Here is a 17411-nt window from a genome sequence, read left to right as displayed (position 1 = left end):
ATGTAAGGAGTTTCTTATGAGTAACGACGCCGAGAACAAGAAACAGGCTGACAAGGCTATCGACCGTCGCAATCTGTTGCTGGGTACATCCACCCTGGTGGCCGCGGCGACATTGACGTCCGATGCGTTGGCGCAGGCGCAGAAGGCTGCCCCGGCGCCGGCTGCAAGTCCGGCCCCTGCGGCGACCTCGGGCCGCAAGCCGAATATCCTGGTGATCTGGGGTGACGACATCGGCATCGCGAACATCAGTGCCTATTCGAATGGCTTGATGGGATACGAGACGCCAAGCATCGATCGCATTGCGCGCGAAGGCCTCAAGATGCAGCATTATTACGGCGAGCAGTCCTGCACGGCCGGCCGCGCAGCGTTTCTCACCGGCCAGCATGGTATTCGTTCCGGTCTGACCAAGGTCGGCTTTCCCGGTGCGCCAATGGGGATGAGCCAGCTCGATCCCTCAGTCGGCGGTCTGCTCAAGAATCTCGGCTATGCCACCGGCCAGTTTGGCAAGAATCACGTCGGCGACCGCAACGAATCGCTGCCGACTGTGAACGGCTTCGACGAGTTCTTCGGCAACCTCTACCATCTCAATGCCGAGGAAGAGCCGGAGCTGCCCGACTATCCCAAGGATCCGGCCTACCGCGCCAAGTTTGGCCCGCGCGGCGTGCTGCGCTGCAAGGCGACGGATCGTGACGATCCCACGGTCGATCCGCGGTTCGGCAAGATCGGCAAGCAGACCATCGAGGACACCGGCGCACTGACCAAGAAGCGCATGGAGACGGTCGACGACGAAACGTCCGCGGCGGCGATCGATTTCATCAAGCGGCAGCAGGCGGCCGGCAAGCCGTTCTTCTGCTGGTTCAACGCGACGCGCATGCATCTGCGCACGCACGTCCGCGCCGACCACCGGGGCCGCTACACCCACGGCGACAGCGAGTACGTCGACGGTATGATGGAGCACGACGACACCGTCGGCTCACTGCTCAAGGCGCTGGACGATCTGGGAATCGCGAACGACACCATTGTCGTCTATTCGAGCGACAACGGGCCCCACATGAATACCTGGCCCGACGGTGCCATGACCTGGTTCCGCTCCGAGAAGAACACCAATTGGGAGGGCGCTTTCCGCGTGCCTTGCCTTGTCCGCTGGCCCGGTGTGATCAAGCCCGGTACGGTCAGCAACGAACTCATGAGCCACAACGACTGGATCCCAACGTTGTGTTCGATCGCCGGCGAACCCGACATCGTCAACAAGCTTAAATCCGGCTACACCGCGAACGGCACCAGCTACAAAGTCCATCTCGACGGCTACGACCAGTCGGCGTTCCTCCGCAACGTCAGCGGGACCGCCGCCAACAACAACGGCACCAAGAGCGCGCGCGACAAGTTTTTCTACTCGGACGATGACGGCTTGTTGGTGTGCTTCCGGCAGGGCGACTACAAATACGTCTTCTCCGAGCAGCGCAAGGAAGGGACGATGGGGCTGTGGGCCGAACCCTTCACCACGCTCCGCCTGCAGAAGATCTTCAACCTGATGCAGGACCCCTTCGAGCGCGCCGACATCACCTCCAACACCTTCTGGGACTGGAATCTGAATCATGTCGGCAGCGCCTACGGCATGATGGATGAGGTGTTCCAGTTCGTCGCGACGTTCAAGGAGTTTCCGCCGCGCGCCTTCCCGCCGAGCTTCAATCCCGCCAACATCCTGGAAGGCATGATGGATGGGATCAAGCAGAAGAAGGCGCTAACCGAAGGAATGGATGTCGACAAGGTCCGCGCCGGACTGAACCGGATCATCCAGCAGCAACTGCAAAATCGCTAACTCTGCGCACCCGGCTCATCCTTCGGTGAGCCGGCCTGCTGTTCTCGACCGTCGCAACGGCCTTCTGAAAAGTAAGGAGTGTCGAATGAGCAAAGAAACCAGGAGCAAGAGCCAGACCGAAGCGGAACAGGCGATCAATCGCCGAAATCTGCTGCTCGGTACATCCTCACTGGTCGCAGCCGCGGCGTTGACATCGGACGCGCTGGCACAGGCGCAGAAGGCTGCCCCGGCGCCGGCCGCAAGTCCGGCCGCTGCGGCGGCCTCGGGGCGCAAGCCGAATATTCTCATCATCTTCGGCGATGATATCGGCCAGACCAACCTGAGCGCCTATTCATTCGGCCTGATGGGCTATCGCACGCCGAATATCGATCGCGTTGCCAAAGAAGGCATGATGTTTACCGACTATTATGCCGAGCAAAGCTGCACGGCAGGGCGATCATCCTTCATCACCGGCCAATGCACGTTGCGAACCGGCCTCTCGAAGGTTGGCGTCCCGGGTGCGACCGTTGGCCTGCAGGCCAGGGACGTCACGATCGCCCAAGTGCTCAAGCCGCTGGGCTACGCCACCGGCCAGTTCGGCAAGAACCACCTTGGCGACCGCAACGAATATTTGCCGACGGTGCACGGCTTCGACGAGTTCTACGGCAACCTTTATCACCTCAACGCCGAAGAAGACCCCGAGAACTGGTTCTACCCGAAAGACCCCGGCTTCTTCGACAAGTTCGGACCACGCGGCGTACTGCGCTGCAAGGCATCCGAGCGCGACGACCCGACCGAGCAGCCACGCTGGGGCAGGGTCGGCAAGCAGACCATCGAGGACACCGGGCCGCTCACGAAGAAGCGCATGGAAACCATCGATGACGAGACCTCGGCCGCAGCGGTCGATTTCATGCGGCGTCAGGTTCAGGCGAACACGCCGTTCTTCTGCTGGTTCAACTCCACCCGCATGCATTTCCGTACCCATGTGCGGGCGGAGCATCGCGACAAGCCGGGCCTGACTTCACGGACCGAATATGCCGATGGGATGATCGAGCACGATGCGACGATCGGCACGATCCTCAAGGCCCTGGACGATCTCGGCGTCGCCAATGATACGATCGTTCTCTACACGACCGACAACGGCCCGCATCAGAACTCCTGGCCGGACGCCGGCACGACGCCGTTCCGCAGCGAGAAGAACACCAACTGGGAAGGCGCGTTCCGCGTGCCCTGCATGATCCGCTGGCCGGGACGAATCCAGCCGGGTTCGGTCTCGAACGAAATGATCAGCGGACTCGACTGGTTCCCCACACTCATGGCCGCGGCCGGCGACACTGAGATCAAGCAGAAGCTGCTCAACGGCTATAACGTCGGTGGCAAGACCTTCAAGGTTCACCTCGACGGTTACAACCAGCTTCCATATCTCACCGGCCAGCAGGATCGCGGCGCCCGCAAGGAATTCATCTACTTCAACGACGACGGCGATGTCGTGGCGATGCGTTATGAGAACTGGAAAGCGGTGTTCGAAGAGCAGCGCGTCAACGGCACCATGCGGATCTGGGCGGAGCCGTTCACCAAGCTGCGGGTGCCGAAATTCTTCAATCTGCGTTCCGATCCGTACGAACGTGCGGACGTCACCTCGAACACTTACTACGACTGGTTCATGTCGGACGCTGCCGGCGCGTTCCTGGCGTCCTCGGCGGTCGTCGGAGACTTTCTCGCGACTTTCAAGGATTATCCTCCGAGCCAGCGGCCATCGAGCTTCAGCATCGACCAGTTGGTCGAGAAGATGCAGAAGAGCTTCGAGGTGACCCAATAGGCATGAAGCTCAACGAGAGGCGGTAGGGGAAATCCGTTGCGGATTGCAGTGATGGCTGGATGCACAGGACTGAACCGACGAGCGGCCGTTGCGGCGCTCGTCGCTCTCGTGCTGTGCAGCGTTGTCGGTGCCCGTGCCCAGACCGACCCGCTGCCGTCCTGGAACGACGGCGCGGCGAAGAAGGCGATCACCGATTTCGTCGTGCGCGTAACGACGCAAGGCGGAGCGGATTTCGTGCCGCCGGCCGAGCGCATCGCCACCTTCGACAATGACGGCACGCTGTGGACCGAGCAGCCGATCTATTTCCAGCTCGCCTTCGCGTTCGACCGCGTCATGGCAATGGCGCCGGAGCATCCGAACTGGAAGACGCGGCAACCCTTCAAGGCCCTTCTGGAGAAGGATACCAAGGCGCTTGCCGCCACTGGAGAGAAGGGGGTGCTGCAGATCCTGGCGGTCACGCATACCGGCATGACCACGGATGTGTTCGCGCAATCTGTCCGCGACTGGCTCGCGACCGCGAGGCATCCGCGCTTCAAACGTCCCTACGACAGTCTCGTCTACCAGCCGATGCTGGAGCTGCTCGCCTACCTCAGGGCCAACGGCTTCAAGACCTTTATCGTCTCCGGCGGCGGCATCGAGTTCATGCGGCCGTGGACGGAGCGGGTCTACGGCATTCCGCCGGAGCAGGTGGTCGGCTCTTCGGGCGTGGTGAAATTCCAGATCGGTGCTGACGGCAAGTCCGTGCTGATGAAGGAAGCCAAGGTCGAGTTCATCGATGACGGCCCGGGCAAGCCGGTCGGTATCAACCGCTTCATCGGGCGCCGCCCGATCTTCGCCTTCGGCAATTCGGATGGCGATCTGCAAATGCTGCAATGGACCGCGGCGGGGCAGGGCACGCGTTTCGCCGGCATCGTGCACCACACCGATGCTGAGCGCGAATACGCCTACGACCAGCAATCGAAGATCGGCAAGCCCGACAAGGCGCTCGATGCAGCTGCGGCCGGTGGCTGGACCGTGGTCGACATGAAGCAGGACTGGAAGACCATGTTTCCGGACAGCCCTTGAGGATGTTCAGATGAAAACAGCACTGGTTGTCGCGCTTGCAATGTCCTGCCTGGCCGGCGTCGCCGTCGCCCAGGCGCCGAACCGCGCCGGAACGCCATCGGATCAGGAGATCAGCGATTCCTGGATTTACCTGTTCACGCGCATCCTCGTGTTGCGGCAGCAACAGCTCGATTTTCAGGAAGGCTTCAAATGGAACGAACTGCGGCACCGCAAGCCCGGCGCGGTGGACTGGCCCAATCCGAATCTCGACGTCGCCTATTCGGAAGCCTGGGTCGCAGTGGACGAGACGAGTTGCACGATCGTCACCGTGCCGAAGATCGTCGATCGCTACTATACGGTGCAATTCCTTAACGGATGGGACGAGACGCTCGCCAACATCAATGAGCGGCTCTTTCCAAACAAGCCGGATGGCGAGTTCGCGGTCTGTCTGCGAGGCGCCAATGTGACACTTCCTGCCGATGTCAGACGTGTTGATCTGCCGGTCAAATATGCGCGCGTGCTGCTGCGGGTCGAGCTGGGAGACAATTGGGACGATGCGGTCCGCCTCCAGCACGCCTTTGCGTTCCGCGCCACCGGTTCACCGAAACTGCCCGACATTCCGAAGACGCCGATCTTCGACCTCGACAAGCTGCCCGGCGTCGAACTCTTCGACTATGCCGATATCGCGCTCGACAGCGAACCCGACCTCAACCCGGGCCTGGAGAAACAGGCCGCGGATGCGCGGGCGATCGGCAAGGCGATCAAGGACCAGGCCGAGCGCGAGAGAGTCGCCAAGGTCGTGCGCGAGCAGACCTATCCTGAATACGCAAAGTTCGGCAACACCATCGGGCACGGCGTGATCTACAACGGCTGGGCGCGCCCCGCGGTGGTCGGCAATTACAACATCGACTTCATCGCTCGTACGCTGGTCACCTTTGGCGGCATCTGGGCCAACGTGATGCCCGAGGTCCTTTATTACCGCGCCGGCACGGACGGCACCGGCGCAACGCTCTCCGGCAACAGCAGCTATACCATGACCTTTCCGAAGGGCGAGTTGCCGCGGTCCCTTGCGAAATACTTCTGGTCGGTGATCGCAGTCGATCCCGTGCATTACCGCGTGCTGCCGAATCCGAGAGAGCGCTACCTGCTGAACCGCGAGACCAAGCCGGAATACGCCGACGACGGCTCGCTCACGCTGTATTTTGCCGCCGAGAAGCCTGCCAACGCACCCGATGGCAACTGGCTGCCGACGCCGAAAGGCTCAGGTTATCGTCTGACATTCCGCTTCTATGGACCGATCGGTGGCGTGGCGAACGGGACTTACTTCCCGCCGCCTCTGGTGAAGATGCAATAGGATCGAACCATGAGCGGCTACGACATCTTCGCCTGGATCGTGCTGCTTATCCTTGTCGCGAGTGCGATCGGCGTGTTCTGCATCGCGGGCTGGCTGCCCGGGCATATCGCGAAATCCCGCAATCACCCTTATGCGCAGGCCGTGACCGTCGCCGGCTGGATCACCTTGACCTGCGGCTTTGCACTGTGGCCGGTGGCTTTCGTCTGGGCCTATGTCGACGTGCCGGCGCCGCGCCGGGCGGGAGACGCGTGATGGGTGTCGCGATCTTCAACACCTATCTGGTGCTGCTGTTCCTGCTGGTGCACTTCAGGATCGTGCGCTTCAACCTGTTCTGGAAGGCGTCGCCCTTCATCGTGCTGGTGCTCCTGCTGTTCGGCCTGCTGGTGCCGATGGGCTGGGGCGCGCCGCAGGGTTCGGTTCTGGTCGTGCGCAACGCGGTGTCGATCGTGCCCAACGTCGCGGGTGAGGTGACCGAGGTGCCCGTCGTCGCCAACACACCGCTGAAGGCGGGCGACATTCTCTTCAAGATCGATCCGACGCCGTACGACGCACAGGTCAAGGCGATCGAGGCGCAGCTCAAGCTATCCAGGACGCGGCTCGCCCAGATGACGACGCTCTACGAGCGCGACGCCGGGCGTGGCTTCGATGTCGAGCAGCGCCAGTCCGAGGTCGACCAGCTCGGCGGCCAGCTCGAGGCCGCGCAGTGGAACAGCGACAAGACGGTGGTCCGCGCGCCGGCCGACGGCTACGTCACCAACCTCGCGCTGCGCAAGGGCGCGCGGGTGGCGAACCTGCCGCTGTCGCCCGTGATGGCGTTCATCGACACCTCGGACACGATCATCGGCGTCGAGATCAACCAGATCGACGCGCGCTACGTCGCGCCGGGGCAGGAGGTCGAGGCGACCTTCAAGTTCGCGCCCGGGCAGATTTACGCGGGGAAGGTCGAGAGCGTGCTGCAGGCGGTGGCGACCGGTCAGGTCCAGACCTCGGGCACCGCCGTTACGCCGAAAGCAATCGAGGCCGTTCCCTTCGTAGTGCGCGTCAAGCTCGACGATGCCGCGTTCGCCAACCGCTTGCCGGCCGGATCGGCCGGCACGGCCGCAATCTACACCGACCATTTGAAGCCGACCCACGTCGTGCGCCGCGTGATCCTGCGCCAGGTCGCGATCGTCAACTACGTCAATCCGTTTTGAGAGGGAGATCATCATGAGACGTTTGCTCACGGCAGGAGTTGCGCTCATGCTCTCGATCGTGGCCGCGCAAGCCCAAACGGGCGACGATATCGCTGCACGCAATGTTCACCGCCGCGCAGTTGAAGCTGTGATCTGGGCGATGCCTGCAGTGAACTACGATCTCATGCTTCAGGAGATGCTAAGCAAGACTGCCGGGAAGGTCGGACAAGCCATCTATTGGGGGCGACCGCTGGATTGGCACAATCAGACACTGACGCCCAATCCCGATGCCCTCTATTTCATGGTGTTCTTCAACACCAAGGATGGTCCGGTCGTGCTCGATCTGCCATCGGGTGATGCCAATGGCTCGTTCAACGGCAATATCGTCACAGTCTGGCAAATGCCGCTGGAAGACGCCGGGCTGCTTGGTGCGGACAAGGGCAAAGGTGGAAAATATCTGATCCTGCCGCCGGGATACACGGGCAAGGCGCCCGACGGCTACATCGCGCTGCAATCCGACACGTTCGGTGGTTACATGTTGCTGCGCTCGAACCTTCGGAGCCATGGCGCCGACGACGTCGTCAGGTCGATCGCATACGGCAAGCAGCTGAAGATCTATCCGTTGGCGCAGGCGGACAACCCTCCGCCGACCGTGTTCACCGACGTCAAGGACATTGGTTACGACTCGACGATCCGCTATGACGCGAGCTTCTTCGAGCATCTCGATCGGATCGTGCAGAACGAGCCGTGGCTGCAGCGCGACCGGGCGATGATCGATCCGCTCAAGACGGTCGGCATCGAAAAGGGCAAGCCGTTCAGTCCAAGCGACGCTACCAGGGCCTTGCTGACGTCGGCTGCGCGCGAAGCTGGTGCTCTGCTCGAGGCGAAGTACGACGCCGGACTCCCGCCGTTCTTCTCCGAGACGAGCCGCTGGACACTCCCGGCTCCGGCCGACATCGTCAAGGCGGCTCAAGAAGGTTACGCCGATCCAGACGTATATCCGATCGATAGTCGCGGTATGGCCTACAGCTATGCCTACATAGGGATCAAGCGGCTTGGGGCCGGCCAGTTCTACCTGATCTCGATCAGGGATAAGGATGGGCGGGCGTTCGAGGGGGGCGGGACCTACCGCCTGACGGTGCCGCCCAATGCGCCGGTCGAGCAATACTGGTCCGTCACCGCGTACGATCGGCAGACCCACGCGCTGATCAAGAATATGTCACGCGCCAGCCGCTCGTCCCAGATCGCCGACATGCAGAGGAACGCCGACGGTTCGGTCGATGTCTATTTCGCCCCGGCCGCGCCGGTGGGCAAGGAGGCCAACTGGGTGCCGACCGATCCGGCGCGCAAGTTCGAGCTGATGTTCCGTGCCTATGCGCCAACGAAAGCGCTGTTTGATCACAGCTGGAAACTGCCTGACGTCGAGCGTCTCGCCGCCACGGTTGGCGGGTCAACGCGATGACGCGTCAGAATCAGCAACGGAGCATTCCCATGAAGGTCAGTTTCTTGCTTACGATGGTTGCCGGTTCCTGCCTTGCGGTTTCGTCTGCATTCGCACAAGCGCCGGTCCCGGTGACAGTTGATAATTTCGCCCGTGCCGAGTCCGATCTCTACATGAACAACCTCGTCAAGGACGCCGGCCTTGGCAAGCTCAGCCACCGCCGCGAGCCGGCCAGCATCGACAAGCAGTCCGTCATCCGGCTCAATCGCGACACGCTCTATACATCTGGCGTGTTCGACCTCGACGCAGGTCCGGTGACGGTCACGATGCCGGATCCCGGCAAACGCTTCATGTCGCTGCAACGAGGATCACTACGTGCCCGCGGTGTATTACGGCGCCGGAAAACGCAAATTGACGCGCGAGAATGTCGGCACGCGCTACGTGGTGGCCGGGATTCGTACGCTGGTCGATCCGAACGATCCGAAGGACCTCGCGCAAGTGCATGCGCTGCAGGATGCCATCAAGGTCGACCAGAAGGCACCCGGCAAGCTCGAACTGCCGAGCTGGGACCAGGCCAGCCAGAAGGGCATCCGCGATGCGCTTCTGGCGTTGAACGACTATACGGGCGGCTTTGCGCACGCGTTCGGACCCAAGGGGCAGGTCGACCCTGTCAGGCACTTGATCGCAACCGCTGCCGGCTGGGGCGGCAACCCCGACAAGGACGCGTCCTATCTCAGCATCACGCCGGCCAGGAACGACGGCACCACGGTCTACAAGCTGACCGTCAGGGACGTTCCCGTCGACGCGTTCTGGTCGATCAGCGTCTACAACGCGAAAGGATACTTCGAGAAGAATCCCTACGATGCGTATACGCTGAACAACATCACGGCGAAGAAATCCGCTGATGGTTCGATCGCGATTCAGTTCGGCGGCTGCGACGGCAAGCTGCCGAACTGCCTGCCGATCATGAAGGGATGGAACTACACGGTCCGGCTCTACCGGCCGCACCCGGAGATCCTGAATGGGAAGTGGAAATTCCCGGAGGCGAAGGCGGTGAGCTGAGGCGCACGCGAATCCGCTACGCTGTGGTGAACGAAGTGGGGAGGTCGGGATGACGATGGTCAAACATCACGGGTGCGCCGTACTCGGCATTGTTGGCACACTGGCGCTGGCGACGATGCCGCGCACAGCGTTGGCCGATGCCGGTGGATTGAGCTTCTGGCTTCCCGGCGCATTCGGAAGTCTTGCCGCCGCGCCAGCGGTGCCGGGATGGTCCTATGCCACGATCTACCTGCATCTGCAGTCGAGCGGCGGCCGAGGGGCCAACTTCGTGCTTCCCGGCGGCGGCCGTGGCGCGGTGGCCGTCGGCCTCACCGATCATGCCGACGCCCTGGTCCAGGGCATCACCTACACCTCGGCGTTGCCGGTGCTCGGTGGCCAGGCGGCGCTCACGATCCTCGGCGCGCCGGGCAACGTCGGCGTCGGCGTCGGCGCCACGCTGACGGGCCCGCTCGGCAACACCGTCTCGGGCGTCCGGACCGACAACCGCACCACCTTCGCCGACGTGTTTTATCAGGGGACGCTCAAATGGAACCAGGGCGTCCACAACGAGATGGTCTACGTCACCGGCAACATCCCGAGCGGCACCTACGATGCGAATCGCCTTGCCAACCTGAGTCTCGGCTTCGCCGCCATCGATGCCGGCGCCGGCTACACCTATTTCGACCCCAAGGCCGGCAACGAGTTCGCCGTCGTCGCCGGCCTGACCTACAGCGCCTCTAACCGGGATCTGCAGTACCAGAACGGCATCGACTTCCATATCGATTGGGCGGCCTCGAAATTCCTCACCAAGACGTTCCAGATCGGCGCTGTCGGCTACTACTTCCAGCAGCTGACCGACGACAGTGGTCCAGGCGCGGTCCTCGGAGGCTTCAGAGGCATGACGGTCGGCATCGGCCCGCAAGTTGGATTCCTGTTTCCGAACCTGTCCGAAGGCTACCAAGGCTACTTGAACCTCAAGGGCTACAAGGATCTCGCGACGGAGAACCGGCCGAGCGGCTGGAGCACATGGGTCACCTTCGCGATCTCGCCAGCGCCACCCGAAACCGCGCCGGCGAAGCCGATCGTTCGGAAGTACTAGGGGAGGCGGACAACAAGCCCGATGAGTGACGTGCGTGCGACCAGCCGGAGGCCGGTTCGGATCGGTTTCCGTACCTCGATCATCGCGGTGTTCATCGCCGCCGTGCTGGTCGTCGGCTTGACGCTGGTCTATCTCAGCTTCAGGCGGGTCTCGTCGATCACGCAGATGGCCGCGAGCACCTTCATCGACAAGGTGGGGCAGCTCGGCGCCGACCGCATCGACGCGCAGTTCAAGAATGTGCGCGACAATCTCGATATCCTGGCCGGGCTGCCGGCGATCCAGGAGGCCGACATCGCCGACAACAGCCGGCTCTACGCCCTGCTGGCCTCGATGCTGCGCAACAATCCGCAGATCTTCAATCTCTATGTCGGCTACGAAGACGGCTCGTTCCTGGAGATGGACGTCATCGACCGCGCCAAACCGCAATTCCGCGCGGCGCTGAATGTCGACGCCGACGCGGTCTATCGCGTCGTGGTGATCGCCCGCACCGGTGCTGCTGCGGCCGCGCCGGTGACGCTGTTCCTGTCGGAGAACCTGATCCAGGTCGGCGAGGTGGCGGGGCCGGACAGCTATGACCCGCGGCAGCGGCCCTGGTATGTCGAGGCCTTCAAGGATCGCAAGACGCTGCTCACCGGGCCGTATGTGTTCTATGCGACCGGCGAGCCCGGCTACACGCTGCGCATTCCGCTCAAGGAGGGCCGCCGCGGCGTGGTGGCCGCCGACCTCCTGCTCAACCGGCTCGAGGAGATGCTGAGCCGGCAAAAGCTCGGCAAATCCGGGCTGGCCTTTCTGTTCAACGACGCCGACCGGATCGTAGGCCATCCCGAGATGCGCGATCTGATGGCCGAACGCCGCGACGCGCTGCCGCGGATCGACGCCCTCAAGCTTCCCGGCCTGTCCGCGGCGATCCAGTCCTGGCGCAGCGACGGACGCGCGCAGCAGTTCTTCACCGACGCCGACGGGCGGACTTTGGTGGCGGCCTTCCACCGCATCGAGACCGCCGGGACGGCCAACATCCGCCTTGCGGTGGTCGCCCCGCTCGATGAATTCTTTGCCCAGATCATCTCGGAGCGACGCGCGCTGTTCGCCATCGCGCTCGGCTTTGTGGCCGCGATGCTGCCGTTCGCATTCTGGCTCGGCTCGCTGCTCGCCCGCTCGCTGCGCGAGCTGGCGCGGCAGACCGACGAGATCCAGCGCTTTCAGCTCGCCGACCGGCCGCGGATGCGATCGGCGATCGGCGAGCTCGACGAGCTCGGCCGTTCGGTGTTCACGATGCGCACCGTCGTGCGAAATTTCTCCAGCTTCATTCCGCAGCCGATCGTGCGCCAGCTGATGGCGTCCGGCGCCTCGCTGCAGCTCGGCGGCGTCAGGCGCGAGGTCACGGTGCTGTTCACCGACGTCGCCGACTTCACCGCGAAGACGGAGAAAGCCGATCCGTCGCAGGTCATGATCTTCACCTCGCGCTATTTCGCCGCGATGTCGGAGGCGATCATGAAACACCATGGCACCATCGACAAATTTATCGGCGACGCCGTGATGGCACTGTGGAACGCGCCCGACCAGGATCCAGATCACGTCATTCACGCCTGCGAGGCCGTGCTGGACTGCCTGCAGCGCAACGCCGAGCTCAACCGGGCGTTCCGCAGCGAGGGCTGGCCGGCCTACACCACACGGTTCGGCCTGCATCTCGGCGACGCCGTGGTCGGCAATGTCGGCTCCGCCGACCGCATGAACTACACCGCGCTCGGCGCCACCATCAATCTCGCCTCGCGGCTTGAAGGCCTCAACAAGAATTATGGCACGCAGGTGCTGGTCAGCGCCGCGGTGCGGGCGCGTGCCGAACACAAATTCGCGTTCCGCAGCGTCGACCAGATCCGGCCGAAGGGCTTTGCCGAGGCGATCACCGTCTACGAGCTCCGCGGCGCGCGCGGCGATTCCGAGCTGACGTTCTGCGCGTGCTGGGAGGCCGTCTACGCTGCGATCCGCGGCGCCGAGCCCGCCACCGCGCTGCTGCACATTGCCGACTTCCTGGCCGAATATCCCGGGGACGGCGTCGCGCAATACCACGCCGAACGGCTGCGTGGGATCTTCCCGCAACCGCTGCTCGATCATCCGGTGCACTGAGATGCGGGTCGGGGCCAGGCTATTGTCTCGCAGGACCAGTCGACGGCTCTTTCTCATCGGATCAGCGCTCGGTGCCGCGGCGCTCGGGACGCCTGCGATCGCGCGCGAGCGAGCCCGGCTGCGGCTCGGCTATCTCCACGTCGTCGCCGTCGACGGCCAGATCCTCACCGGGCTCGACCGCGGCTCGTTCGACCGGGAAGGGATCGATTTCGATCTGGTCGAGTTCAACACCGGTTTCGAGGTGGTAGAGGCGATGGCTGCCGGCAAGCTCGACGTGCTCTCGGCCGGCGGCGTCATCTCGAGCCTGCTGCCGCGCGGCGGTTACACCGCGTTCCTTGTCAACGATATCGAGATCGCGACCGCTCAGCTCTGGGTGCGGCCGGACAAGGGCGTCACGACATTCGCCGACCTGCGCGGCAAGCGCATTGCGACTACCAGGATGACCACCGCCCACATTTTCCTCGATCGCGCGCTGCGCGCCAACGGCCTCGCGCCGGCCGACGTCGAAATCGCAAACAGCAGCATGTCCGCGGCGGTGAACGCGTTCATCGCAGGCGAAGTGCCCGCCGTCGCGCTGTGGGTTCCGTTCAATAAAGGCGCCCGGCGCCGTCAAGCTGGTCGACGCATCCGCCTACTATCCGCAATCCGCCGTCGTCGGCGGCTGGGTCGCCCGCCAGGATTATTTTGCCGCCAACCGCGACGTGTTCGCCCGGATCATCCGCGGCTGGGCCGACGCCAACGACCACATGCTGCGCAACGGCAAGGCGGTGGCCGGCGCGTTGCAGAAGAAGCATTATCCGCAGGCCACGATCGCCGATATCGAGGAGGCGCTGGCCGCGCAGAAGATGTTCTCGTCGCGGGAGTGGAAACGGCTCTATGCCGACGGCTCCGTGGCCCGATGGCTGCAGCAGGTCAGCGACTTCTTCCTGACCGAGGTCTCGATCGCGCCTGCAACGCCGGCCACGCAATATTTCGATCCGAGCCTTTACCTCGCGACAGTCTAGCGTTTTCTTACCGCTTGATCCCGGCGAACGCGGCGGCGATGCCGCGCTGGAACAGCGACCAGTCAAAGCCGAGCGCGAGCGCGAGGTAGCCGCGGTCGATCATCGCATTGGCCTGCTCGGCGGTGCGCGCGACGCCGCCGATCGGCACGCCGCTCTTCATGATGCCCGCCTCGGCGCGTTTGATCAACTCCTGCACCTCGGGATCGTCAATCTGGCCGCGCTTGTTGATCGAGGTGGCGAGATCACCGGGGCCGATCACCGCGAGGTCGACGCCCGGCGTCGCCATGATCTCGTCGATGCGGTTGACGGCCTCGACATGCTCGATCGTGATCATGCAGATCATGTCGTCGTCGGCGGTCGCCATGTAGTCGATCATCGAGACGCCCCAGCGGAACGGCGCATGGAACGGCCCCCAGAGCCGGTCGCCGTTCGGCGGATAGCGCACGCTGCGCACGGCTTTGTCGGCGTCGCCGCGGTTGCAGATCATCGGGAAATTGATGCCGAGCGCGCCGATGTCCATCGGCGCCTTGGCGAGATAGGGCTCATTGGCGGCGATCCGCACCATCGGCACGCAGGGTGTGCCCGAGGTGGCGACGATCATCGCATGGGCGGTGCCGAGATCGATCGGACCGTGCTCGAGATCGACGATGATCCAGTCCAGCGACTGCGCCATGATCTGTACGGTCTGGATGCTCGGTATGGTCGCGATCGCGCCGAAGGTCGGGCGCTTGTCGCGCCACGCCCTGCGCAGGCGGTTGAGCGGCGGCAGCGGTGCTGAGGTCAATGCAGTGCTCCCTCGATGAGGCGAGGGGAAGCTAGCAGCACATGGTGACCGCGAAAAGGATCAGGCCGGGACGCGGCCGCCGAAGAATGGCGTCAGCGCCTCTGTCAGCCTGTGCGGGCGCTTTGAGGTGAAGATCATCTCGGCACCGGCTTCGTCGCTCTCCGAGCCGGCCGGGCCGAGCAGGTCGGCGACGCGGCGGGCGATCGCCGGCGCCGGATCGATCCAGTCGACGGGCCAGGGCGCGAGCCTGGTCAGCCGCTCCAGCAGCAGCGGGTAATGCGTGCAGGCGAGCACGACAGTGTCGGTGCGGGCGGGGTCATTACCTCCATCGCCGACGAAGCAGGGCGCAAGCTCGGCCGCGATGTCCTCGTCGCGCACCCTCTCGCCGCTCAGCGCAGCCTCCGCCAACGAGGCGAGCTCGCCGGAGCCGACCAGCGTCACCTCGCAGCCCTGCGCGAAGTCCGAGATCAGCTTGCGGGTATATTCCCGCTTCACGGTGCCCCTGGTGCCGAGCACCGAGACGCGCCTGGTTTTCGACGAGGCGCAGGCCGGCTTGATCGCCGGCACCGTGCCGACGAAGGGCAGGGGATAAGCATCGCGCAGATGCGACATGACCAGCGTCGACGCGGTGTTGCAGGCGATCACGACCAGATCGGGCGCATGGGCCTCGATCAGCTCGCCGACCAGCGGCACCACGCGGGCGACGATCTCGTCCTCGCTGTGGTGGCCATAGGGGAAGAACGCGTCGTCGGCGACATAGACGTAATGTGCGTCGGGCCGGGCGCGGACGACCTCGCGCAGCACGGTGAGGCCGCCGAGGCCGGAATCGAAGACAAGGATGGTGGGGGGATTGGACACGCGGAAATTCTATCCGAACCGGGGTTACCATTCAGTTGTTTTTGGCTATCCGGCGAGTTGGGCCGACAAAAGGCGGTGAAGGGCGGGAATTTCATATGGCTTTGGCAGATACCTGCAAGTATCACGGCAAGCTATTGCTGCGACGTGCGAAATCCAAACGGGGCCGCCTGGGGACCAATCCACCATGATCCGCAATACCACAGCGAGCTGGGGCTCGCTTGCCCGCGCGTTCCACTGGGTGCTGGGCATCACCATCATCGGCATGCTGGCCTATGGCTGGTGGATGAACCACATCCCGGCGCGGGCGGACAAGTTCTTCTACCGGTCGATCCATGCCGACATCGGCTATCTGGTGCTGCTGCTGACGGTGCTCAGGCTGGTCTGGCGCGGCGTCAACCCGTCGCCGTCGCTGCCGGCCGACACGCCCTCCTGGCAGCGGATCGCCGCCCGCGTCAGTCACGGCGCGCTCTATGCCGTCACCATCCTGGTGGCGATGCTGGGTTGGGCGCATTCCGGCGCCCGCGCGCAGAATTATTCTGATTTCTTCGGCCTGTTTCACGTGCCCCAGATCACCTCGCCCGACAAGGCGGCGGCGGATGCCTATGAGGATCGCCACATCTTCTTTGCCTATGTGCTGCTCGCACTGATCGTGCTGCACCTCGCGGCGGTCGCTTTCCATCATTTCGTCAGGCGCGACCGCGTCGTGGCGCGGATGGTGGGGGCGGGTGAGGCGGACGGCGCTCGCTAGAGCCCCGCGGCTCCGGGCGTCCCAAATTGGCCACGCGTGCGGGGCTAACTGCGCTACCTTGTGATAAACAGGGATGGCCATCGCGGCCTGAACGCTCGTGGATCAATTGGCGCGGGATCATGCGAACTGGCGGATGCCGGACGAGGGCGCTCCGCATGCCGCGACCTGGATGGCTTTTGGCGCCAGCGCCGCGATCTGGGGCGGCAAGCTGCTGCCGGTCGCGCGGGAAAATCTCGCTGGCATTGCCAAGGCGATCGCGGCCTATGAACGCGTCAACATGCTGGTGCGCGAGGAGGACCAGGAGATCGCCGCGCGGCTGTGCGGCCCCTCGGTCAGCCTCGTCGTTCAAGCGATCGATGACGTGTGGATGCGCGATACCGGGCCGGCTTTTGTCAGGGATCCGTCGGGCCAACTCGGCGCCGTCGGTTTCAACTTCAACGGCTGGGGCAACAAGCAACGCCATGCGCTCGATGCCGAGGTCGCCGCGAACGTGGCCCGGGCCGCAAAGGCTGTGTTCATCAAGGCCGGCCTGGTGCTGGAAGGCGGCGGGATCGAAGTCGACGGCGAGGGGACGGCCATCATCACCGAGAGCTGCGTCCTCAATCCAAATCGCAATCCGGGTGTATCCCGGGACGAATGCGAGGCCGAATTGTCTCGCCTGCTGGGGCTGGAGAAGATCATCTGGCTGCCCGGCATTGCCGGCAAGGACATCACCGACGGGCATACCGATTTCTACGCACGTTTTGCCAGTCCCGGCGTTGTCGTGGCCGGACTGGAGATCGACCCGTCGTCGTTTGACCATGCGGTGACGAGGCGGCACCTCGAACTCCTGCGCGGCGCTGTTGATGCGAACGGCCGGCGCCTGGAGGTCGTGGTGCTGCAGGGGCCGTCGACCGTGCGGCCAAAGGTCAACAAGGACTTCGCCGCCGGATACATCAATTTCTACGTTTGCAACGGCGCCGTGATCGCTCCCGAATTCGGTGACGCGACCGCGGACCGCAACGCGCGCGACACGTTGCGCGCGCTGTTTCCGGACCGGGAGATCATCCAGCTCAACATCGACGGCATCGCCGCCGGCGGCGGCGGAATTCACTGCACAACGCAACAGCAGCCGCGCTGACGAGA

General features: G+C 63.8%; 14 protein-coding genes and 2 pseudogenes. 14 read left to right on the top strand and 2 right to left on the bottom strand.

What is annotated here, in order from left to right; all coding sequences use genetic code 11:
- Window positions 1-16 precede the first annotated feature (16 nt).
- The 12 genes and pseudogenes from K359_RS0124160 (at window position 17) to K359_RS64550 (ending at window position 13896) form a co-directional block, all read left to right on the top strand.
- The gene (locus K359_RS0124160) at window positions 17-1819 is read left to right on the top strand and encodes an arylsulfatase (protein WP_029081649.1); all 1803 of its coding nucleotides are present in this window, start codon (window positions 17-19) and stop codon (window positions 1817-1819) included.
- Window positions 1820-1904: 85 nt separating this feature from the next.
- Window positions 1905-3617: an arylsulfatase gene (locus K359_RS0124155; RefSeq protein WP_029081648.1), complete on the top strand. Its 1713-nt coding sequence runs from the start codon at window positions 1905-1907 to the stop codon at window positions 3615-3617.
- A gap of 51 nt (window positions 3618-3668) precedes the next feature.
- Window positions 3669-4682, top strand: a complete 1014-nt coding sequence (locus tag K359_RS52800; protein ID WP_035976974.1) for an HAD family phosphatase — start codon at window positions 3669-3671, stop codon at window positions 4680-4682.
- 10 nt (window positions 4683-4692) lie between these two features.
- A complete protein-coding gene (locus tag K359_RS0124145; protein ID WP_029081647.1) occupies window positions 4693-6015 on the top strand; it encodes a DUF1214 domain-containing protein in 1323 nt (440 codons plus the stop codon).
- Between the two features lie 9 nt (window positions 6016-6024).
- Window positions 6025-6267 (top strand): DUF3302 domain-containing protein, encoded by a 243-nt coding sequence (locus K359_RS0124140; RefSeq protein ID WP_029081646.1) that lies wholly within the window; start codon window positions 6025-6027, stop codon window positions 6265-6267.
- On the top strand, window positions 6267-7208 hold the full coding sequence (locus tag K359_RS0124135; protein ID WP_029081645.1) for an HlyD family secretion protein: 942 nt from the start codon (window positions 6267-6269) through the stop codon (window positions 7206-7208). Before K359_RS0124140 ends, K359_RS0124135 begins: the two co-directional genes overlap by 1 nt.
- A gap of 13 nt (window positions 7209-7221) precedes the next feature.
- Window positions 7222-8649, top strand: coding sequence for a DUF1254 domain-containing protein (locus K359_RS0124130; protein WP_029081644.1), 1428 nt, complete (start codon window positions 7222-7224; stop codon window positions 8647-8649).
- 53 nt (window positions 8650-8702) lie between these two features.
- Window positions 8703-9690 (top strand): annotated as a pseudogene (locus tag K359_RS52795) (DUF1254 domain-containing protein).
- A gap of 49 nt (window positions 9691-9739) precedes the next feature.
- Window positions 9740-10768, top strand: a complete 1029-nt coding sequence (locus tag K359_RS0124120) for a transporter (protein ID WP_029081643.1) — start codon at window positions 9740-9742, stop codon at window positions 10766-10768.
- Between the two features lie 21 nt (window positions 10769-10789).
- On the top strand, window positions 10790-12892 hold the full coding sequence (locus K359_RS0124115) for an adenylate/guanylate cyclase domain-containing protein (protein ID WP_029081642.1): 2103 nt from the start codon (window positions 10790-10792) through the stop codon (window positions 12890-12892).
- 1 nt (window position 12893) lies between these two features.
- A pseudogene (locus tag K359_RS64555) lies at window positions 12894-13460 on the top strand (ABC transporter substrate-binding protein); the annotation flags it as partial.
- A 133-nt stretch (window positions 13461-13593) separates the two neighbouring features.
- Window positions 13594-13896, top strand: a complete 303-nt coding sequence (locus K359_RS64550) for a hypothetical protein (RefSeq protein ID WP_029081640.1) — start codon at window positions 13594-13596, stop codon at window positions 13894-13896.
- Window positions 13897-13903: 7 nt separating this feature from the next.
- On the opposite strand, the gene K359_RS0124100 is transcribed toward K359_RS64550, so the two are convergent.
- Both K359_RS0124100 and murI read right to left on the bottom strand, forming a co-directional pair.
- On the bottom strand, window positions 13904-14680 hold the full coding sequence (locus tag K359_RS0124100; RefSeq protein WP_029081639.1) for an HpcH/HpaI aldolase/citrate lyase family protein: 777 nt from the start codon (window positions 14678-14680) through the stop codon (window positions 13904-13906).
- A 60-nt stretch (window positions 14681-14740) separates the two neighbouring features.
- Entirely contained in the window at window positions 14741-15538 is a 798-nt protein-coding gene (gene murI / locus K359_RS0124095; protein WP_029081638.1) for a glutamate racemase, read from the bottom strand.
- 184 nt (window positions 15539-15722) lie between these two features.
- Between murI and K359_RS0124090 the strand changes: the two genes are divergently transcribed.
- On the top strand, window positions 15723-16286 hold the full coding sequence (locus K359_RS0124090) for a cytochrome b (RefSeq protein WP_029081637.1): 564 nt from the start codon (window positions 15723-15725) through the stop codon (window positions 16284-16286).
- A gap of 133 nt (window positions 16287-16419) precedes the next feature.
- Complete coding sequence (locus K359_RS52785) at window positions 16420-17406, top strand: agmatine/peptidylarginine deiminase (RefSeq protein ID WP_051346339.1); 987 nt, start codon at window positions 16420-16422, stop codon at window positions 17404-17406.
- Window positions 17407-17411: the final 5 nt, after the last annotated feature.

It is taken from the genome of Bradyrhizobium sp. th-b2, from assembly GCF_000426785.1.
GTDB lineage: Bacteria > Pseudomonadota > Alphaproteobacteria > Rhizobiales > Xanthobacteraceae > Bradyrhizobium > Bradyrhizobium septentrionale.
Note: the sequence above shows the minus strand (reverse complement) of the source record. Positions and strands in the feature narration are given on the sequence as shown.